The 15,454-nt window shown below is 57.2% G+C and carries 14 protein-coding genes and 1 tRNA gene; 5 read left to right on the top strand and 10 right to left on the bottom strand.

Translation table 11 applies throughout. From position 1 onward, the window contains the following. Positions 1 to 68: 68 nt before the first annotated feature. Positions 69 to 1,403, bottom strand: coding sequence for a hypothetical protein (locus RVM24_RS08400; RefSeq protein ID WP_431475250.1), 1,335 nt, complete (start codon positions 1,401 to 1,403; stop codon positions 69 to 71). On the opposite strand from RVM24_RS08400, the gene istA reads away from it, so the two are divergent. Together istA and istB are read left to right on the top strand one after the other, a co-directional pair. Beyond that, positions 1,381 to 2,922 carry an IS21 family transposase gene (istA, locus tag RVM24_RS08395; RefSeq protein WP_061334049.1) on the top strand — a complete coding sequence of 514 codons (1,542 nt, stop codon included), beginning with the start codon at positions 1,381 to 1,383 and terminating at the stop codon, positions 2,920 to 2,922. The genes RVM24_RS08400 and istA overlap by 23 nt on opposite strands. Positions 2,923 to 2,933: 11 nt before the next feature. Continuing rightward, a complete protein-coding gene (gene istB, locus RVM24_RS08390; protein WP_061334047.1) occupies positions 2,934 to 3,689 on the top strand; it encodes an IS21-like element ISSpu5 family helper ATPase IstB in 756 nt (251 codons plus the stop codon). A gap of 143 nt (positions 3,690 to 3,832) precedes the next feature. On the opposite strand, the gene RVM24_RS08385 is transcribed toward istB, so the two are convergent. The 5 genes from RVM24_RS08385 to RVM24_RS08365 all read right to left on the bottom strand — a co-directional run bounded on the left by RVM24_RS08385 (position 3,833) and on the right by RVM24_RS08365 (position 6,579). Then, complete coding sequence (locus RVM24_RS08385; RefSeq protein WP_431475249.1) at positions 3,833 to 4,114, bottom strand: hypothetical protein; 282 nt, start codon at positions 4,112 to 4,114, stop codon at positions 3,833 to 3,835. Between the two features lie 42 nt (positions 4,115 to 4,156). After that, a complete protein-coding gene (locus tag RVM24_RS08380) occupies positions 4,157 to 5,428 on the bottom strand; it encodes a hypothetical protein (protein ID WP_431475248.1) in 1,272 nt (423 codons plus the stop codon). Positions 5,429 to 5,719: 291 nt separating this feature from the next. Next, positions 5,720 to 5,935, bottom strand: a complete 216-nt coding sequence (locus RVM24_RS08375) for a hypothetical protein (RefSeq protein ID WP_431475247.1) — start codon at positions 5,933 to 5,935, stop codon at positions 5,720 to 5,722. Between the two features lie 15 nt (positions 5,936 to 5,950). Beyond that, positions 5,951 to 6,208 carry a hypothetical protein gene (locus tag RVM24_RS08370; RefSeq protein WP_431475246.1) on the bottom strand — a complete coding sequence of 86 codons (258 nt, stop codon included), beginning with the start codon at positions 6,206 to 6,208 and terminating at the stop codon, positions 5,951 to 5,953. A 294-nt stretch (positions 6,209 to 6,502) separates the two neighbouring features. After that, positions 6,503 to 6,579 (bottom strand) — tRNA-Arg (locus RVM24_RS08365). A gap of 94 nt (positions 6,580 to 6,673) precedes the next feature. Between RVM24_RS08365 and RVM24_RS08360 the strand changes: the two genes are divergently transcribed. Continuing rightward, positions 6,674 to 7,393 (top strand): TIGR04283 family arsenosugar biosynthesis glycosyltransferase, encoded by a 720-nt coding sequence (locus RVM24_RS08360; RefSeq protein ID WP_431475245.1) that lies wholly within the window; start codon positions 6,674 to 6,676, stop codon positions 7,391 to 7,393. Beyond that, positions 7,380 to 8,021, top strand: coding sequence for a TIGR04282 family arsenosugar biosynthesis glycosyltransferase (locus RVM24_RS08355; protein ID WP_431475244.1), 642 nt, complete (start codon positions 7,380 to 7,382; stop codon positions 8,019 to 8,021). Before RVM24_RS08360 ends, RVM24_RS08355 begins: the two co-directional genes overlap by 14 nt. Here RVM24_RS08355 and RVM24_RS08350 read toward each other — a convergent pair. Together RVM24_RS08350 and RVM24_RS08345 are read right to left on the bottom strand one after the other, a co-directional pair. After that, on the bottom strand, positions 8,018 to 10,870 hold the full coding sequence (locus RVM24_RS08350; protein ID WP_431475243.1) for an insulinase family protein: 2,853 nt from the start codon (positions 10,868 to 10,870) through the stop codon (positions 8,018 to 8,020). The two genes, RVM24_RS08355 and RVM24_RS08350, sit on opposite strands and share 4 nt — an antisense overlap. Positions 10,871 to 10,906: 36 nt before the next feature. Then, a complete protein-coding gene (locus RVM24_RS08345; RefSeq protein WP_061333122.1) occupies positions 10,907 to 11,206 on the bottom strand; it encodes a hypothetical protein in 300 nt (99 codons plus the stop codon). A gap of 378 nt (positions 11,207 to 11,584) precedes the next feature. Here RVM24_RS08345 and RVM24_RS08340 point away from each other — a divergent pair, with 378 nt between their 5' ends. Next, positions 11,585 to 13,570 carry an SDR family oxidoreductase gene (locus RVM24_RS08340; protein ID WP_431475242.1) on the top strand — a complete coding sequence of 662 codons (1,986 nt, stop codon included), beginning with the start codon at positions 11,585 to 11,587 and terminating at the stop codon, positions 13,568 to 13,570. A 57-nt stretch (positions 13,571 to 13,627) separates the two neighbouring features. On the opposite strand, the gene rnt is transcribed toward RVM24_RS08340, so the two are convergent. Together rnt and pyrC are read right to left on the bottom strand one after the other, a co-directional pair. Beyond that, a complete protein-coding gene (rnt, locus tag RVM24_RS08335; protein ID WP_072676981.1) occupies positions 13,628 to 14,293 on the bottom strand; it encodes a ribonuclease T in 666 nt (221 codons plus the stop codon). Between the two features lie 37 nt (positions 14,294 to 14,330). Next, positions 14,331 to 15,362 (bottom strand): dihydroorotase, encoded by a 1,032-nt coding sequence (gene pyrC / locus RVM24_RS08330; protein WP_431475241.1) that lies wholly within the window; start codon positions 15,360 to 15,362, stop codon positions 14,331 to 14,333. Between the last annotated feature and the right edge of the window lie 92 nt (positions 15,363 to 15,454).

Raw genomic sequence — 15,454 nt, 5'->3', positions numbered from 1 at the left:
ACACAACGCTTTGGCTGTGCCGGGGCTATTCGGTACTTTCTGGCGATGCGCTAGCTACACCGCTGAAACTAAGATTCAAAGTCTATCGTAACTGATTTGTAGCTCCGTAACGCCCTGATGCCCTTGTCGGTGACGAGATTTATCAAGAATTCACCGGACTCAAGCAGCTTGGCGGCCTCCTCAAGTGTTGCGGCGTAAACTTTATTCTCAGCCCGGTTTGTCGTGTTCCCGGCTGTCGGTGATGACTTTTTCCGGTTAAGCACATACCGTCCGGAACGGTCGTGCTTGGCAATGAAAAGGGTAGGTTCACCTTTCACCTTGCCGATGGCATAGATCCGTTTAATCTCTCTACGATTTGCTGTCGGGAACTCATCGCTCGCTACGGCTAGACGTGCTTCTGGTGTCTGAACAGAGGCTTGTGCTGTTTCGAGTTTCTTACTGGTTGGAATGTTCTGCTTGCCGGAGAGTATGGCTATTTGGTCAAGGATTCCTTTGCGAGCCGCGTCGAGTTTGTCAGGGTTGGTCTTGTCCGAGAGTTGGTCCCGCTCCTTACGCTGGCAAAAGTAGGCAATCCGCTCCGCATTTGCCCCGGAAGCATGAGGTAGGCCCGAAAGCACGCGAGTTCGATCGATAACCCCTTCACTGGCAAGTTTCTCGAATACCGCATCAACACCCTGGCCTAGAGGAATAAACACACAATCATCTGGCAGTGAATTTATTTCTGCCACCAGTCCGGTCTGTATTTGATCCCAAAGATAGCTGTTTGAAATCATGGCCCTGCCGCCGGAAAAATTCTGACCTTGGTCGAGAACCGGATTCCGCAACGCGGATGTGAAATGCACCAAGTCTTGTCGGGTTTGGAAGAGGTCCCCGCAACTATCAATACCCAGCCAATGCTGCAGACCAATAAAATCCATCATTTCAGCCAGGTTGCGCCTCATGGCTCCGGCAAAGCTGGCGGAGTGTTTGGCGTGTTTAAGCACTTCCTCGGCTAGTAGACCCTGCCCAAGCCCTTCTTGAGCTGCTTTAATGGCAATTGTGGCTTGCTGGATGCCCGGAGTTATCCCGCAGATGACTACCCTGGCAGATTCATTGATGAACTCGAAAGGAGCGTAGTAGGTCGCGTACCTTCCGTTTTCGGATAGAAGCAGTTCCTTCGGGAGATCTGCTCCGTTGATTGCAACTTGTCCCAGAGAATTGCGTATTCCAGACCAAGGTTGCCACTGATTCCAGACGAAGCCTGCCACCCATTCCACACGAAAGCTGCCACTGATTCCACGGCAAAGCTGCCACCCTGGCAAGCTGCCTGATTTCCCCATCAAAACGTCCGGCGCGGGATAACTAACGGTACTCTGCTCCTTTTCATCCGGAGAGGGCCAGATGCCAGCGAAGAGGTTATCCATGCGTAAAATCAAAGAAGTCCTTCGCCTCAAGTGGGAGCGAGGGCTGAGCAACCGGCAGGTTGCCGCAGCCTGCGGCATCAGCCGCCCCACCGTGAGCGAGTATCTGCGGCGTGCCGCCGAAGAGGATCTTGGCTGGCCGTTGCCAGAGGATCTGAGTGACGCTCAGTTGGAGCAGCGGTTGTTCCCGCCACCACCGGATCTGCCGGCACAGGCCAGAGGTATACCCGACTGGCAACACATCCGCGACGAACTCACGGGCAAGAATGTCACCCTGTTCCTGCTCTGGCAGGAGTACCGGCAAGCCAACCCGGACGGTTATCAGTACAGCTGGTTCTGCGACCATTACCGGGCCTGGCAAGGCAAGCTGGATCTGGTGATGCGGCAGGACCATCGGGCCGGTGAGAAGCTGTTCGTGGACTATGCCGGGCACACGGTGCCCGTTATTGACCGCACCACCGGTGAGATCCATGAGGCGCAAGTCTTTGTGGCGGTGATGGGCGCGTCCAATTACACCTACGCCGAGGCCACCTGGAGCCAGACCCTGCCGGACTGGATCGGCTCCCACACCCGAGCCTTCGAGTTCCTGGGCGGCGTGCCGGAACTGGTGGTTCCGGACAACCTCCGCTCCGGCGTCAGCAAGGCCCATCGCTACGAGCCGGACCTCAATCCGACCTATCAGGATATGGCTGGCCATTATGGTGTGGCCGTTGTCCCGACAAGAGTTCGCAAGCCCCGTGACAAGGCCAAGGTGGAAGGCGGCGTCTTGATCGTCGAGCGCTGGATACTGGCGGCCCTGCGCCACCGTCAACACTTCTCCCTGGGGCAGCTCAACGCCACCATCCGTGAGCTGTTGGAGAAGCTCAATAGCCGCCCCTTCCGCAAGTTGCCCGGGTGCCGGCTTGATCACTTCAAACAGCTGGACCAGCCGGTTCTACAACCGCTACCCGCCGAGCCGTATGTCTACGCCGAGTGGAAAAAAGCCCGGGTACACATCGACTACCACGTCGCCATCGATGGCCATTACTACTCGGTGCCCTATACCCTGATCAAGAAAGAAGTGGAGGTCCGGATCACCCATAACACCATCGAATGCTTCCACCGAGGCAACCGGATCGCCAGCCACCGGCGCTCAGACCAGAAGGGACGGCACACCACCATCGCCGCGCACATGCCGGAATCCCATCGCCAGGCCGGCGAGTGGTCACCGGAACGGCTGATCGCGTGGGCTACCAAGATCGGACCGGCAACTGAAAAGCTCATCCGCGCCGCGCTGGGGGCGAGAAAGCACCCTCAGCAGGCCTATAGGTCCTGCCTGGGCATTCTCCGGCTGGGCCAGAGCTACGGCGAGGCACGATTAGAACGCGCCTGCCAACGCGCCCTGATGCTGGGCAGTTGCCGATACAAGAGCATCGAATCCATCCTCAAACACCGTCTGGATCAGCAGCCCCTGGAAGAGCAACAAGAACTGGCCTTACCCGACACACACGACAACATCCGCGGCCCCGCCTACTATCACTGAAGGAACCTGACATGTTGAAACATCCCGCACTGGATAAGCTCCACGCCCTCAAGCTGACTGGTATGGCGGCCGCCCTGGCGGATCAATCGGCTACCCCCGACATTACCGACCTGAGCTTCGAGGAGCGCCTTGGCCTGCTGGTCGACCGGGAAATGACCGAAAGAGACAACCGGCGTATGACCAGCCGGCTGCGTCGGGCCAAGCTGCGACACGCCGCGATCCTCGAAGACATTGATTACCGGAACTCGCGGGGCCTGGATAAAGGGCTTATCCAGAGTCTGGCCAGCTGCCAGTGGGTGAAGGAACACCTGAACGTGCTCATCACCGGCCCCACCGGGGTCGGGAAAACCTGGCTGGCCTGTGCACTGGCACACAAAGCCTGCCGAGAGGGTTACACCGCCCAGTACGTCCGCCTGACCCGGCTGCTACGAGAGCTGGCCATCGCCAAGGGCGATGGCCAATACTCAAAGCTCCTGACCAGCCTGGCCAAGGTCGACGTGCTGATCCTGGATGACTGGGGGTTGATGAAGCTGAGCGCAGAGAACCGACGAGACTTGCTGGAGGTGCTGGAAGACCGACATGGCCGGCGCGCCACCATCGCCACCAGCCAACTGCCCATCGAGGAATGGCATGGCATCATCGGTGACGCCACGCTGGCAGACGCCATTCTGGACCGGCTCGTTCACAACGCCTACAAGATCAATCTGCGGGGCGAGTCCATGCGAAAACAGCAGGCAAAGTTGACGGCCACCGACACTTCGGAGTAAGAAGAGAAACCCCGCGTCGCTACGCTCCGATGGGTGGCAGCCTTGCTCCGGTCCGGGTGGCAGGCTTCACGTGGAATGGGTGGCAACCTTCAGCGGTTTACGCAAATTGAAGTTTGTGTGTTCCATGGCGTTTTGCTCCATTCTTAGTGTTGTTGCTTGTATTTGTGGCCAACCGTAATGACGCGACCACTTTCGCCCATAACGGCAAACGGCGGGGCATCATTTGTTAGTGCCCGGAGGAGCTGTTTCAGGGATTTGATAAGTGCTTTTCGCTCCCGTCGGTCGAGCTCAATAAATGAAGTCCCGCCTTTTTGCTCCTGCATTTCGCCACATCCCAGCAGGACATCGAGCACGATGTCTGAGATGGCTCGCTGGACAGCTCGTTTGCGTCCATGTTCCGTAAGTTCGTAGCTGACGTTTGTCATGTTAAAGCCTCTCCCTGCCCGTAGTGGTTTTAAACTCTCGCGTTAATGAGCCACCAAGAGATTCAGTATCTCGTTGAATGAGTCACTATCTTTGACTTTGATCTTGTTGATGCCAGCCCGACCGAGTTCGGGAAATTTCGCCAGGCCACTGTGGCGGGTGGTTGGCTCATCAGAGCCTACTGCCGGATAGTGTTTGACTATCAAGGTGTCTCGCACTGCGATCTCATCCGGAACCCAAAGAAATTGAGTCTTCCCTTCATGCTGGTGAGCGAACGCAATCCCTCCAATGACCCGGTAGCCGTCAATTTTTGTATTGGGCTTGCGCTGGGCAGGGTGCTTCTCAATCGAGGGATGGTTTGTCAGAACCTCCCTGATGGTCTCTTTATCCGCAACTACCCCAGACGGTGCTTTCGGTGGCGATTTGCGAGCCATCTGCTCCGCGAGCTCGTTAACCATATGGCGGCGTCTGGCTTCTGATGCCCAGAAGTCCAGGCTTTCAAATAGCCAGCATGGGTCGATCATCAAAGCAATGCCCAAGGTTTCGGCGTTCTCCGGGGTTACCCATTGGAGGTTGTCAGGGTCAAATGCCTTGGCTTTCAGGTAGGCCTCAAAGCCAGGCCGATGTTCAAGTGGGAGAAGCGAGTAAACCTCGCTGGTTTTATCCAGCTGTCTCAGAGCTTGGTGATGGATGGTTTCAGCCAATTCCCGAGCAGAGGGTGAGGGGGCTTCTGGTTTCAGAACGAAGGTAGGCAGCCATTGGAATTCACGGTACTTGCCTTTGTGAAGCAGCCAGCGCTGCACATCGGCTTTCCGGGCGACTCCTGGACGCTCTTGCGGGAGCTTGTCTTCACCTTCTGCGAAGCCCGCCAGGCGCACTGTTTCCACCGCCAGCCCACTCAAAAGGGCGATTTGCTCTCTGGTGAGGGTGTCGTCATCCTCACCGTACTCAAAGGCCATTACCGCCTCATGGAGATCCAGGAGTAAACCGAGAGTTTCTAGGCGTTCAGTTAAAGTCGAATCGATCACGATATCACCGACGTTGAACTCTACCAGTGCCCGCAGTGAATCCTGATCCGCCTGGTCATCCCCGCCCTGACGACGTTCGACAGCAAACTCGAAACAGCGGTCAAGCAATAGTTCAATATCGAACTGTTCTCTGCTACCGCCGGAGAGATCTCTGGATTTATGGTTACCAAGGTCCAGCGCGAGCGCTGTCCGATCCTGGCCAAGGAACAGGTTGATGACGTCAGTGACCTCATTGTTGATAAAGTCTTGAGCAATTCTTTGAAGTTTTTCGCGACTCAGGCTTTCCATGTCGTGCCCTCGGTAAAAGTCAAAAGTGTATTTGGTTGCCAAGCACACTATTAACTTTAATGGCGGTTTGGCGTTTGTGCAAGTAAAAAGTTAATTGGCTGCCAAATATATTTTTTGTCAGGCTAAAGTGTAGGTTGGCTTGGTATCAATGGGGGCAGTCGCAAGGTGATTCGGAGGGGCTAAAGGAGGTAAGTATTGGAGGGGGAGGCGTCAGAGCTTTCTGAATTGCGCGAATTAGGACCCATCCTCCTCCCCCCCCCATCTTGGGTGTTGGAGGATGGGCCGCTTTGCTCAGTGGACGGTTCTGTCCGCACCAACTTGGAGGTGTTGGCTGGAAGAGTGGTCAACGGTCGCGTAGAACTTATTTGGCTCCTCAGAATTCTGGAAAAGATCGAGCGTAATCCAGTCCTCGCCCCGTCGCATCTGGACGGTGAGATTGATCTCCTCACAATTGAATTCTTTGGTGAGCGTCGCGGCCAGGTTCTGAGTCTTTTTCATGAAATCCATACTGAATCCCTCCGATCAGAACCAGACGTTCTTTTTGATAGTGCCCAGTTGGTCCGCCGCGCTGGCGGTCGCTGGTGTCAGGTGTGACAAGGAGCTGTCACAGGTGGTGCCATCGCTGTAATTCTGGAGATTGTCGCCAATTATCAGGCTGGTCCCGTCCGTGCACGACACCCGCACTTCGGCTTTGCTCAGCTGGAAGTTGTCGAGAGTCTCCGCCAGACCATTGGCCTGTTTGAGCAGGTCGGTAATCTGGTCAATCAAGTGTTTCATCATTTTGGAATATCCTCTGCTTGCCTGTTGAATTGGTCACGCCGTTCGAGACCTATTTCGACGTTACCCCATTTCGTCGTTCTAGCAAGCAAATAGATTTTGGCCGGACCGTGTGCTTGAATATTCGCCAAAACAGAGAGATATCTCCGGCATTGGGAAACGGCGGTCGCAAGTCTAAGAAATTATGTGGCTGGGGAACGAAAGGTTATGGCTAAAAATTGATCGTTTTAGGGTTGAGGGGTAGGTTGGTGGGTTAGCTGATTTACTAATGCTAAATATATGATTTTATTGATGGGATGGTACCCCCGGCAGGACTCGAACCTGCTACCTTCCCCTTAGGAGGGGGACGCTCTATCCAGATGAGCTACGGGGGCATTTCAGAAGAGGCGGTATGATAGCCGGCAAGGGCTTGTGGCTCAAGGGGTGTCCGGTTATGGTTGGGCCTTGTTCTCTTGGTCTGTCGCTTTTATGGATGCCAATTCCCGGATTGCTTTGTCTTTGAGCGTGGTCGTGCCCGTGTGGCGGGAGGCGGCCGGTATTGAAGAGATTTTGCAGAGGCTACAGCCCGTCCGGCAGTCCGGCCACGAGCTGATTGTGGTCGACGGCGGCAGCCCGGATAACACCGCTGACCTGGCGCGCCCGTTGTGTGACCGGTTGCTGGTATCTGAACCTGGGCGGGCAGTGCAAATGAACGCGGGTGCTGCCGCCGCCCGTGGCGACCTGATTTTGTTCCTGCATGCGGATACGCGCCTTCCCCCCGATGCCCTCGAACAGTTAAGTGAAAGCCAACGCCTTGGTCGCCCCTGGGGGCGATTTGACGTTCGCCTGAGCGGCCGGCACGTCATGTTTTCGGTGATCGCCTGGTTTATGAACAGGCGCTCCCGGCTCACCGGCGTTTGCACGGGGGACCAGGGTATTTTCGTGCGTCGGGACGTGTTCGAGGCGTTGGGTGGCTATCGCGCCATGCCATTGATGGAAGACGTGGAGTTGTCCAAACGCCTGAAACTGGTGGCACGCCCTTACTGTATTTCTTCGGCGGTAATTACCGACAGCCGGCGCTGGGAGCAGGGCGGTGTGTGGCCCACAATTGTGCTGATGTGGCGCCTGCGTTGGCGTTATTGGCGGGGCGACAGTCCCGAATCCCTGGCTGCCCTTTGGCGGAGGAACGTGCGCCATGCTAGACACTGATCATTCACCGGCGGTTCTCATGCAGTTTGCCAAGTGGCCGCAGGCGGGCCGGGTCAAAACCCGGTTAATTCCGGCCCTCGGGATTGAGGGCGCGCTACAGGCTCATATCACCCTGAGTCTGGAGGTACTGGATAATCTGTGTGCCACGGGCTATGACGTCAGCTTCTGGTGGGATCGTCCGTTGGATCAGCCGCCTGAAGAAGCTGCTCCCTTGCTGGCCAATATCGAAGCAGCCAAATTGACCCAGTCTTTTCAGCAAGGTGGCGATCTGGGGGAGCGAATGGCCAGGGCGTTGGGCCAGGGTATTGCATCTCATCACCGGGCCGTGGTGATTGGCAGTGATTGTCCTTCAGTAGACCCCGGTTATGTGCGCTCCGCGGTAGCGGCTCTGGAGCATTACGATGTGGTGCTGGGCCCGTCGGATGATGGTGGTTATGTGTTAATCGGTGCTCGCAGGCTGGCGCCCGGTGCGCTGGAAGGTATTGCCTGGGGTACGCCAGATGTTATGCAGCAAACCCTGCAGAGGATGGATGCTGCGGGGCTCAGCGTTTACCTGCTGGAACCCCGCTGGGATGTGGACGAGCCGGAAGACTGGCAGCGCTTCCGGCGTATGGTTGGCGAACGTTAGCGTTCTACTCGGGCTGGCACGGCATCCCGCTGGCGCAGTCGGTCAAGAACGGACCGGCTGTTCTCGCCATCATCGCCCGTAACCACCAGCAGTGCCCTTTGGCGCTCTATCATGGCGTTGAGGAAGGTCGTTTTCAGCTGATCCAGGGTGACTTTTTGAATGGCCTCCGCCAGGCGCTCCCGGCTGTCGAAGGCGGTGTTCCCCCGGTCGATTTCCCGCCAGTAACGGCCCGACACCTCACCTAACTGCCGGTCTCGCTGAAGCAACTGGCTGATCACCGCTTGTTTCTCCCGAGCCAGTCGCTCAGACGTTAACTCTGCCAGGCGGTCTGCGTACCCTTCAGCGAATTCCATCACCGCCTGGTCAATGGCTTCAGCCGTTGCTTCCGGAGATTGCACAACCAGCCCCAGTGCCGGTGTTTCCAGTATCTCGAAAGCGGTGGCGTAAACGATGTAGCCCAGCTGGCGGTTGGTACGGATGTCCTCATAGAAGGGGCTGCTCAGAATCTGCGCCAGCAGGCGGAACCTTGCCCGCTCCTCATAGGAGGTGTCGCGCCCCTGCAAGTACAGCGTATAGCCGGTATCCGGGTGTTCCAGAGTCAGCGTCGCCAGGGTTTGACCCTGCGGCAGCTGGCGCATGCGCGAGCGGTCTACCGTGGTGCGCTCCCGATTGTTCAATACCATGGCCTGAACCTGCCGTGCCATATTCAGTGTCGCTGCCTCCGTCAGGTTGCCGTGGGCCAGCATTACCGGGTCTGTTTGTGCAACCAGGCGGGTGCCAAAGGCTTCCAGTTCGTTCAGGGTGACTTCACGCGCGGCAGCGAGTTTATCCGGTACCGGAAAGGTGCCATCGATGAGGGCCGTTTGAATGAATTCCGAGGTTTGCTGAACCGGCCGGTCTTTGGCTTTGTTCTCAAGACCATCGATCAGTCTCTGCCGGGCAACGTCGAAACGCTGCTCAGTAAACTTCGGATCCGCAAATTCCAGCAGAATCCGGTTCACCAACTTGTAGAGCTTGTCGTTATAGCCACCCACCCGGATGGTCACACCCCGAAGATGTGGGTAAATGCTGTAGTCCAGCCCGGCCAGCCGCGCAGAATAGGCCCAGGCGTTCAGGTTGGTATCGATGGCGTCCACCAGCAATTGGGTTAGCACCTCGTTGCGGGCGGAGGATCTCGCCTGCGGAGTGCGCAGGCTGATAAACACGTTGGCTTTGGGCGTGTTGAACTGGGTGTCCCTGGCGTACCAGACAGCCAGGCCATCCAGTTCGTCCAGCAGCACTGGCTGGGCCATGGTGTTTCCGGGCACCAGCTCCAGGTTTTCCGGAACAAACGGATTGGCGGCGGGTAGGGCCAGGCGCTCAGCCAGCGTGGACTCTACCTCACTTTCGACGCTGAGCGGCGCTCTCTGCCAGGGTGTCTGATACCACTGCGTAAACTGCGGCGCTTCGAAATTCTGGTTGGGGGCAGACACCCAGACTTTGAGGTTATCGGGCGTCAGGCGTTCCAGAAGCGCTTTGTACTGTTCCGGAGCGTAACGATCCATCAGCCAGGGCGCGCTCAACAGATCTTCCGGTGGATAGTCCCGTAACAGGCTGGCCAGGCGCATGGCTTCGCGCATCGGCTCACTACGCTCGCGAAACCGGAAGTCAATCACCGCAAGCTGTTTCATTTCCTCGAAGCGGTCTTCGTTAACTCCGGATTGCCGGACCTTATCGATGTACCGAAACGCCAGCGCGATGATCTCGTCCTGCCGTTCGAGGCCTTCGCGCGTGAGAGACATACGGATGTCCAGCGTGGCATGATCCCCGGTATCCATTCCCAGCCCGGCGGACAACGACTCCACCAGGCCCGCCTGTTTGAGGGTGTCAAACAGGCTGCCGGGGCCCTCGTGGCCCAGTAGATTGGCCACATAGGATGCCGGTTTGGTCCGGTAATTGTCCCGCTGCGATGGGATCGGGAACGACAGCGTCATGCTGCGGGAATCTCGCAGGGTTTCAGCAGTGATGCGTTCGGGCAATCTGCTCTCAACGTACAGCGGCTGTGGGTGTGTCTTGGCCTTCAGGTTCCGGTTTTCGATGGCGATAAAGCGTTCCCGGACCATCTGCTCTAACTGGTCGAGGGGCTGCGGGCCGTAAACTGCCAGTGTCATGATGTTGGCGGAATACTGGTCCTGCCAGAACTGGATCAGGTCTGGTCTCAGGGGGTTCTCTTCAGTGTTTTCCAGGGTTGTCAGGTTACCGACGGCAAACTGATTGAAGGCGTGATCGGGGTTGCCCCCGGCCTTCAGAACAGACAGGAACCGGCGGCCATCTTCCTTGAGTTTGGCGGTGTACTCCGAGTGCACGGCATTGCGTTCCCGGTCGACCAGCTCTGGTGTGAACAGCGGGTGGGAGAACTGCTGGGCGAAGCGGTCAAGGGCCGGCTCAAGGAATTCTGCCTCGACATCAAAAAAATAGTTGGTGTCGGCAAATGCGGTAAAGGCGTTATGACTGCCGCCATGGCTGCGAATGAACTGCTGGTACTCGCCCGGGTCCGGATACTTCTCGGTTCCCAGGAACAGCATATGTTCCAGGAAATGTGCCAGACCCTCGCGGTCGGCGGGGTCGTTGCCGCTGCCAACGGCGACATTCATTGAGGCGGCTGCTTTGTCGGCTTCGGGGTCTGAGGCCAGAATCACCCGCAGGCCGTTGTCCAGTTCCAGAAACCGGTATTCGTTAGGGTCGTTGGGGCTTTTGGTCGGCGATGCGCCGGCAACAGCCAGAGGGCTGAGCAGCACACTGCCAAGTAAAAATAACAAAACAAACTGGAAACGGTACAGGTTCTGGAACACGGGGCGGTCAGCTGTCATGGTGCCTCTTCTGTCCGGTCAAAGTGGGGGGTTTGCTCAGTGCATGATCCCGGATTGGGTGCCAGCGGGTTGCTGGTCCAGGGTTTTGCGGGCAAGGCTGGCGGCTTTGTCGGCGTCCAGTTCGCCCGAAGCGATACGTTCAAGTACGGTTGCCATGATGGCAACGGATTGCCGATATTCGGAAAACTCCGCCTGGAAAGCTTTGTCGATCGCCTGATAGACCGCCTGGATCTTCTCCTCCCGACTACCACTGTTAGCGGCGGTGTCGTTGATGGCCTTCAGGCAGGCGCGGGCGATGGCAATGTAGCGTTCGGTATTGGGGCTGTCGTTTTGCATGCTGGTCTGGTAACTCTCAGGATCGTGGCTAGTTAGTGACGCCGTCTGGCGCGGTAAGTTCCCGATTATCGCATTGCCGGGCGAGCCTTGCATTGCCCATCGGTAATTGTGGTCGCAAGGCTCGCAGCAGGTGCTTACTGTGCTAATCTCAAACTCAGTGTGTCGGCAACAGGGACATTTTCTGCCAGGCGGAAGGCCGGTTTTTAGAGTAAAGGCTCTAACAAAAACAAAGGGTTACAGAGCAAAAGCTCTAAAAAAGTTCGATACATGAAAGTTGCAATTAAGTACAATGCCGGCCAATGGAATGCAGGTAAGACTTTAGTCTTACTCGTGCTGGTGTAATGACAACAACAGAGCAACAGGCAGGATGGAGTACCTATGAATTATTTCCTGACAGGCGGTACCGGGTTTATCGGCCGCTTTCTGGTTGAAAAGCTGCTCGCCCGAGGCGGTACCGTGTATGTCCTGGTACGTGAACAGTCCCAGGGCAAACTCGAAAAACTGCGCGAGCGGTGGGGTGTGGATGAGTCCCGGGTAAAGGCGGTCATTGGTGATCTGACCAGCAAGAACCTCGGAATCGACGCCAAGACCCTGAAATCCCTCAAGGGAAATGTCGATCACTTTTTCCATCTGGCGGCGGTCTATGACATGGGCGCCGATGAAGAGTCCCAGGCGGCCACCAACATCGAGGGCACCCGGGCGGCGGTTCAGGCGGCTGAGGCCATGGCGGCCAAGCACTTCCACCATGTGTCATCCATAGCGGCGGCAGGCCTGTTCAAGGGCACCTTCCGGGAAGACATGTTTGAGGAAGCCGAGAAGCTGGACCACCCCTATCTGCGCACCAAGCATGAGTCCGAAAAAGTGGTGCGGGATGAGTGCAAGGTGCCGTTCCGTATCTATCGCCCCGGCATGGTGATTGGCCATTCCGAAACCGGCGAGATGGACAAGGTTGACGGCCCTTACTACTTCTTCAAGATGATCCAGAAGATTCGCTATGCCTTGCCGCAATGGGTTCCCACCATTGGTATTGAAGGCGGCCGCCTGAACATTGTGCCGGTCGATTTCGTGGTGAACGCCATGGATCACATTGCCCATCTCGAAGGGGAAGACGGCAAGTGTTTCCATCTGGTGGACTCTGATCCCTATAAAGTGGGTGAAATCCTCAATATCTTCAGCGAGGCGGGCCACGCTCCCAAAATGGGGATGCGTATTGATTCCCGGATGTTTGGCTTTATTCCCCCGTTCATTCGCCAGAGCATAAAGAATCTGCCACCGGTTAAGCGCATCGCCAGTGCCGTTCTGGATGATATGGGCATTCCGCCATCGGTAATGTCGTTCATCAACTATCCGACCCGTTTCGATGCCCGTGAAACTGAAAGGGCGCTGAAAGGCACCGGTATCGACGTGCCGCGCCTGCCAAGCTATGCGCCTGTGATCTGGGACTACTGGGAGCGTAACCTGGACCCGGATCTGTTCAAGGACCGCACCCTGAAGGGAACAGTGGAAGGCAAGGTGTGTGTTGTCACCGGTGCCACTTCCGGTATTGGCCTGGCAACTGCCCAGAAGCTGGCGGAAGCCGGTGCCATCCTTGTGATTGGTGCCCGTACCAAGGAAACCCTGGACGAAGTGGCAGCCGATTTGGAAGCCCGCGGCGGCAATATCCACGCCTACCAGTGCGATTTTTCCGACATGGATGATTGCGACCGGTTTGTGAAGACGGTTCTGGACAATCACGGCCACGTGGATGTGCTGGTGAACAATGCCGGCCGGTCTATCCGTCGTTCACTTTCCCTGTCGTTCGACCGTTTCCATGACTTTGAGCGCACCATGCAGCTGAATTACTTCGGTTCTGTTCGGCTGATTATGGGCTTTGCCCCGGCGATGCTTGAGCGCCGCCGTGGCCATGTGGTGAATATCTCCTCCATTGGGGTACTGACCAACGCGCCACGTTTCTCGGCCTATGTGGCGTCCAAGTCAGCGCTGGATGCCTTCAGCCGGTGTGCGGCGGCGGAGTGGTCTGACCGTAATCTGACGTTCACCACCATCAACATGCCGTTGGTGAAAACGCCGATGATTGCGCCGACCAAGATTTACGATTCGGTACCCACGCTGTCACCGGATGAAGCTGCGCAGATGGTGGCGGATGCCATCGTTTACCGGCCGAAGCGTATTGCTACTCGCCTGGGTGTCTTTGCCCAGGTTCTGCACGCCCTGGCGCCGAAGATGGGGGAGATTATCATGAACACCGGTTACCGGATGTTCCCGGATTCTCCGTCTGCCGCTGGTAGCAAGTCGGGTGAAAAGCCCAAGGTGTCGACCGAGCAGGTGGCGTTCGCGGCCATTATGCGAGGTATCTACTGGTAAGCTGTCTCCAGGTAAGAAAAAACCCGCTTCGGCGGGTTTTTTTGATTCTGGCGGTTATCAGCTTGTCGCTTCTTCCTCTGGCTCAATGAGCGGCGGCGGAAAACCGCCCAGCTCTTTCCAGCGGTTCACGATGCCGCAGAACAGGTCAGCGGTTTTTTCTGCATCGTAGGCTGCGGAGTGGGCTTCCTTGTTGCTGAAAGGGATGCCCGCCAGTTTACAGGCCTGTGCCAGCACCGTATGGCCATAGGCCAGGCCAGCCAGAGTTGCTGTGTCAAAGGTGGAGAACGGGTGGAACGGATTGCGTTTGATGTCGGCCCGCAAGGCAGCCGCAAACACAAAGTTGTGGTCAAAGGTGGCGTTGTGGCCGACCAGAACCGCACGCTTGCAGTCGTGGGCTTTCACCGCCTTGCGGATCGGGGAGAATATTTCGCTCAGGCCTTCCCGCTCAGGGACTGCCTCACGTTCCGGGTTCCAGGGGTCGATGCCGGTGAAGTCCAGGGCAGACTGTTCCAGGTTGGCGCCTTCGAAGGGGTCAATCTGCTGCACGTGGGTTTCCCCCCGGCGCAGCAAGCCATCGTCGTCCATGGTCAGTATGACGGCGGCAATTTCGAGCAGGGCGTCTCGCTCCGGATTGAAACCGGCGGTTTCAACATCGACAACCACCGGCAGGAAGCCACGGAAGCGTTGGGACATAGGATGTGGCGGCTTGTTTTCTTCTGACACTCGAACTCCGATGTTCGTGTTATGAATGAATAATGAGTTACGCCATGCGCCAGTGAACGGTTTCACCGGCCTTCAAGGGTACGATGTTACCGTCGGCCAACGGCAGTTGCTCTGGCATGGTCCAGGGCTCACGTACCAGGGTAATGGCATCGGTGTTTCGTGGCAGGCCATAAAAGTCGGCGCCGTTGAAACTGGCAAAGGCTTCCAGTTTGTCGAGAATGCCGAGTTCCTCAAAGACGTCTGCGTACAGGCCAATGGCACCGTAGGCAGAGTAGCAACCGGCGCAGCCGCAGGCGGCTTCCTTTTTGTCGCGGGCGTGGGGTGCGGAATCTGTGCCTAGGAAGAACCGAGGATCGCCGCTGGCAACCGCTTCGCGCAGCGCCAGCTGATGCTTGTTCCGTTTCAGGATCGGCAGGCAATACAGGTGGGGGCGGATACCGCCCACCAGCATATGATTCCGGTTGTACATCAGGTGCTGTGGCGTCACGGTGGCGGCCAGGTTGCCGCCGGTATGGTCGCGCACAAACTCGGCGGAATCCGCCGTGGTGATGTGCTCCAGCACCACTTTCAGGGTCGGGAAGGCCTCGATGGTTGGGCTCAGGACCCGATCAAGAAACACTTTTTCCCGGTCGAAGATATCAATGTCGGCGTCCGTCACTTCGCCGTGAACCAAAAGCAGCATGCCGCACTCAGCCATGGCTTCAAGAACCGGGTAAATATTGCGGATATCGGTAACGCCGGACTCGGAATTGGTGGTGGCGCCCGCGGGGTAGAGTTTGGCAGCGACAACACCGGCGGCCTTGGCTTCCCGAATGGTTTCGGGGGTCATACTTTCCGTCAGGTACAGTGTCATCAGCGGTTCAAAGCCGGTGCTGCCGGCAGCTGCCCGAATACGCTCACGATAAGCCATGGCGGCGGCCGCATCGGTTACCGGTGGCACCAGATTCGGCATGATGATTGCCCGGCCAAAGCAGGCGGCCGTGGCCGGCACCACGCTGTTCAGCACAGCACCGTCGCGCACGTGCAGGTGCCAGTCGTCGGGTCGGGTGATGGTGAGTGTTCTGGTCATGATGGTATCCGCAAAGCAGCCAAAAAATTTTGCGGATTATATCAGAAGGCGGATGGGAATGTTTTTGCTATTCCAGTCCCTTTGTGGCTCAA

The organism is Marinobacter sp. KM021 (assembly GCF_050707965.1).
Taxonomy (GTDB): domain Bacteria; phylum Pseudomonadota; class Gammaproteobacteria; order Pseudomonadales; family Oleiphilaceae; genus Marinobacter; species Marinobacter shengliensis.
This window is presented reverse-complemented; position numbering and strand designations above follow the sequence as displayed.